The following is a 4,448-nucleotide window of genomic DNA, read 5'->3' on the forward strand; positions in this document are numbered from 1 at the left end:
GCCGGTGCCGAAGGTGACCTGAATGGTCGTCTCCGTGGGACCGTACAAGTTGACCGGCTCCACACCCCACACATCCACCGCAGCAGCAGCCAGCGACGACCGCAGGGGCTCGCCACCGGCGAACACCCGCCGCAGCGAGGTGACGTCAGCCGCTCCCGGGACCTCCAGGACCGCCGCGAGCAACGTGGGCACGAACTGGGCCACCGTCACCGCCCGCTCCCGCATGAACGCGATGAGCCGCTCCGGTTCCTTGGCCACCTCGTCAGAGGCCACCACCACCGCAGCACCCGACACCAACGGCAGCCACGACTCCCACACCGCCGCGTCGAAGCCCGGCGACGTACGAGCCAGCACACGATCACTGCCGTCGATATCGAACTCCGCCCGCATCCACAGCATGTGATTCACCGCGGCGCGCTGCGTCACCACCACGCCCTTGGGCCGACCCGTCGACCCGGACGTGTAGATGACATACGCGCCGTCCGCACCCGAAACCGCAGGCAAGTCCGTACGCGTGGGCTCTCCGGAGCCCAGGGTGACTCGGGGGTGGGCCGACGGGACGAGGTCCGCCGATTCCTCCGCCACGACCACCGTGGCAGGCCGCGCCTCGCCAAGTACCGCAGCGATGCGTTCCGCAGGCAGGCCCGCGTCCAACGGCAGCCACGCCGCACCCGACAACGCCACACCCACCTGCGCCACGACCCAGTCCACCGAGCGCGGCACCACCACACCCACCACGGAGCCGGGACCGGCGCCACACGCTGCAAGCTGCGAAGCCAAGGCGCCCGCATCGGCCCACAACTCGACGTACGACAGAGTGGATTCACCATCCACCACAGCCACCGCGTCAGGGCGCGCGGCGACCTGTTCCCGCAGCAGCGACACCAGCGTGGCCTCCGCCGGGACCTCGGTCGCGTCACCGGCGCCCCAGGCGGCCAGTCGGCCGCGCTCGCCCTCCGCGAGCAGGTCCACACCGCTCACGCGGGCCTCGGGGTCCGCCACCGCTCCGGCGAGGAAGCGCCCGAAGGAGTCGGCGAGGAGCCGTGCCGTGTCGGCATCGAAGAGGTCGGCGGAGTATTCGAGCTCGCCTTCCAGGTCCTGCCCCAGGGTGAGGGACAGGTCGAACTTGGCCGCTGTGGCGGCGACGGTTTCGGGGCGGGCGGTGAGGCCGTCGAGTTCGGTGTGCGGCACCTCCGTGTTCTGGAGGGTGAGCATGACCTGGAAGAGCGGGTGCCGGGCCATGGACCGGGCCGGGTTGAGGGCCTCCACGAGGCGCTCGAAGGGCAGGTCCTGGTGGGCGTACGCGCTCAGGTCGCGGTCACGGACGCGTTCCAGCAAGGTGTGGAACGTGGGGTCGCCCGCCACGTCGGTGCGCAGGACCAAGGTGTTCACGAAGAAGCCCACCAGGTCGTGGGTGGCCTCGTCGGTGCGCCCGGCGACGGGTGTGCCGATCGGGATGTCGTCGCCGCAGCCCAGGGCCGTCAGCCAGCCGGCGAGGGCGGCCTGGAGCACCATGAAGACGCTGGTGTGCGTCTGCCGGGCCAGGTCGGTCACGCGCTCGCGCACCTCGGCGTCGACGCGCAGCTCCACGCTGCCGCCGTGGCCCGTGGACTGCGCGGGCCGCGGCCGGTCGGCCGGGAGGGCGAGCTCCTCCGGCAGGCCGTCGAGCGCCTCGGTCCAGTAGGCGAGTTGGCGGGCGGCCAGGCTGTCGGGGTCGTCCTCGTCGCCGAGCAGGTCGCGCTGCCACAGGGTGTAGTCGGCGTACTGCACGGGCAGTTCGGGCCACTCGGGGGCGCCGCCCGCGCGGCGGGCCGCGTAGGCGGTGGTGAGGTCGCGGACGAGCGGGGCCGTGGACCAGCCGTCGGTGACGATGTGGTGCAGGACGAGCAGCAGGACGTGCTCGTCGTCCGCGAGGCGGAACACGGTGGCACGCAGCGGCGGCCGCTGGGTGATGTCGAAGGTGTCGGCGGCTTCCCGTGCCAGCTCCGCCAGCAGCGCGTCCTCGTCGGGGACGTCCGTGAGGCGCACGTCGAGGGCGGTCGCGTCCGCCGCCCGCACGACCTGGTGCGGCTCGCCCGCGGACTCGGGGAAGACGGTCCGCAGGCTCTCGTGCCGGGCCACGACGTCGGCGAGCGCCCCGCGGAGCGCGTCGAGGTCGAGGGCGCCGGTCAGGCGCAGCGCCATCGGCACGTTGTAGGTGGAGGTGGGCCCGGTGAAGGCCTCCAGGAACCACAGGCGCTGCTGGGCGAAGGAGAGCGGGAGGCGCTCGGGGCGCGCGGCGGGGAGGAGGGCGGGGCGCCCGGCCTCGTGCCGCTCGTCCAGGGCCGTGGCGAGCGCGGCGACGGTGGGCGCCTCGAAGAGCGTCCGCAGCGGCATCTCCGTACCGAGGACGGTGCGGATGCGGCTCGCCAGACGGGTGGCGAGCAGCGAGTGGCCGCCGAGCGCGAAGAAGCTGTCGTCGATGCCGACCCCCGGCACGCCGAGGACCTCGGCGAACAGGCCGCACAGGATCTCCTCGCGGGGCGAGCGCGGGGCGCGTCCGGCCTCGGTGGGTGCGAACTCCGGCTCGGGCAGGGCCTTGCGGTTGACCTTGCCGTTGGGCATCAGGGGCAGTGCGTCGAGCGCCATGAACGCGGACGGCACCATGTAGTCGGGCAGGCTCGCGGCCAGCCGTTCGCGCAGCGCCGCCACGCGGTCGGGGGTGCCGACGGCGTAGGCGACGAGCCGCTTGTCCCCCGCCTCGTCCTGGTGCAGGCGTACGACGGCCTTGCCGATGCCGGGCTCCGCCTCGATGGCGGCCTCGATCTCGCCGAGTTCGATGCGGAAGCCGCGCAGCTTGACCTGGTCGTCGGCGCGGCCGAGGAAGACGAGCTGGCCGTCGGCGCCCCAGCGCACCAGGTCGCCGGTGCGGTACATGCGCTCACCCGTCGCGAACGGGTCGGCCACGAAGCGCTCCGAGGTGAGGCCCGCGCGCTTCAGGTAGCCGCGCGCCAAGCCGGTGCCGGAGACGTAGAGTTCGCCGACGACGCCCGGCGGGACCAGGCACAGGCCCTGGTCGAGGACGTAGACGCGCTTGTTCCAGATGGGGCGGCCGATGGGCGGGATCGTGGGGTCCGCGATCGGGTCGCTCATCGAGGCGCAGACCGTGGCCTCGGTCGGACCGTACGAGTTGATCATGCGGCGGTCTCGGTACCAGCGCCGCACCAGGGCGGGCGAGCTGGCCTCGCCGCCGACGATCAGGGTGCCGCCCTCGGGCAGGGATCCGTCGGGCATGACGGCGAGTCCGGCGGGCGGCAGGTCGATGTGGGTGATGCCCTGCTCGGCGACGAGTGCGACGAGCGGGTCGCCCGGCATCATCCGCTCCAGCGGGGCGATGACCACGCGGGCGCCGCTGAGCAGCGCGGACCACACCTCGGACACGTGGCTGTCGAAGCTGAGCGAGGAGAACTGCAGGACGCGGCTGTCCGGCTTGGTCGCGTACCACTCGACCTTGGACCAGCCGAGGCTGGGCAGGCCCGCGTGCGGCACGACGACGCCCTTGGGCCGGCCCGTGGAGCCGGAGGTGTAGATCAGGTACGCGGGGTGGTGCGCGCGCAGCGGCGCGGTCCGCTCGGTGTCGTCCAGGTCCGTGGTGGCGTGGTCGGCGAGTTCCGTGCGCAGGTCGGGCTCGTCGAGGACGACCGTGGTCCGCCCGTCGAGCGGCAGCCTCCCGGCCACCTCGGACACGGTGACGACGAGCGCCGGGTCCGCGTCGTCGAGCATGTAGGCGATGCGGTCGGCCGGGTATTCGGGGTCGACCGGCAGATAGGCGGCGCCGGACTTCAGCACGGCGAGCAGGGTGACGAGCATCCGCTCGCTGCGCGGCATGGCCATGGCCACGAAGCGCTCCGGGCCCGCGCCGCGCGACACGAGGAGCCGGGCGAGCCGGTTCACTTCGGTGTTCAGGGCCGCGTACGACAGCTCGACGCCTTCGTAGGCCACGGCCACGGAGTCCGGGGAGCGGCGCACCTGGGCCTGGAAGAGTTCGTGGATGAGCCCGGCCGGGATGTCCCGGCGGGTGTCGTTCCACTGGTTCAGGAGCAGGTCGCGCTCGGCGGGTGTGGTGAGGTCGTGGTGGGCGACGCGCTGGTCGGGCGCGGTGCACACCGCCGTCAGGAAGGCGGCGAGCCGGTCCGCGAAGGCCTGGGCCGTCGCGCGGTCGTACAGGTCGGCGGAGTAGTCGACGCAGCCCGTGATGCCATCGGGCGCGCCGTCGGCGAAGGTCTCCCCCACGTCCACGGAGAGGTCGAACTTGGCGCCTCCGCGCGGGAGTTGCTCGGGCGTGACGCGCAGGCCGGGCAGGTCCATGGCGGGCAGGTCGGTGTTCTGGAAGGCCAGCATCACCTGGAACAGCGGGTGACGGCCCAGGGACCGCACCGGGTTCAGGACCTCCACCAGACGCTCGAACG

Annotated in this window: 1 protein-coding gene; it reads right to left on the reverse strand. The window is 72.9% G+C overall.

Features of this window, described 5'->3' with window-relative positions; translation table 11 throughout:
• Nucleotides 1–4,448: non-ribosomal peptide synthetase (locus IG74_RS0143930; RefSeq protein ID WP_037827254.1), on the reverse strand; the 4,448-nt coding region annotated here is incomplete at both ends.

Origin of the sequence: Streptomyces sp. NRRL B-1347 (assembly GCF_000720325.1) — a bacterium.
Taxonomy (GTDB): Bacteria; Actinomycetota; Actinomycetes; order Streptomycetales; family Streptomycetaceae; genus Streptomyces.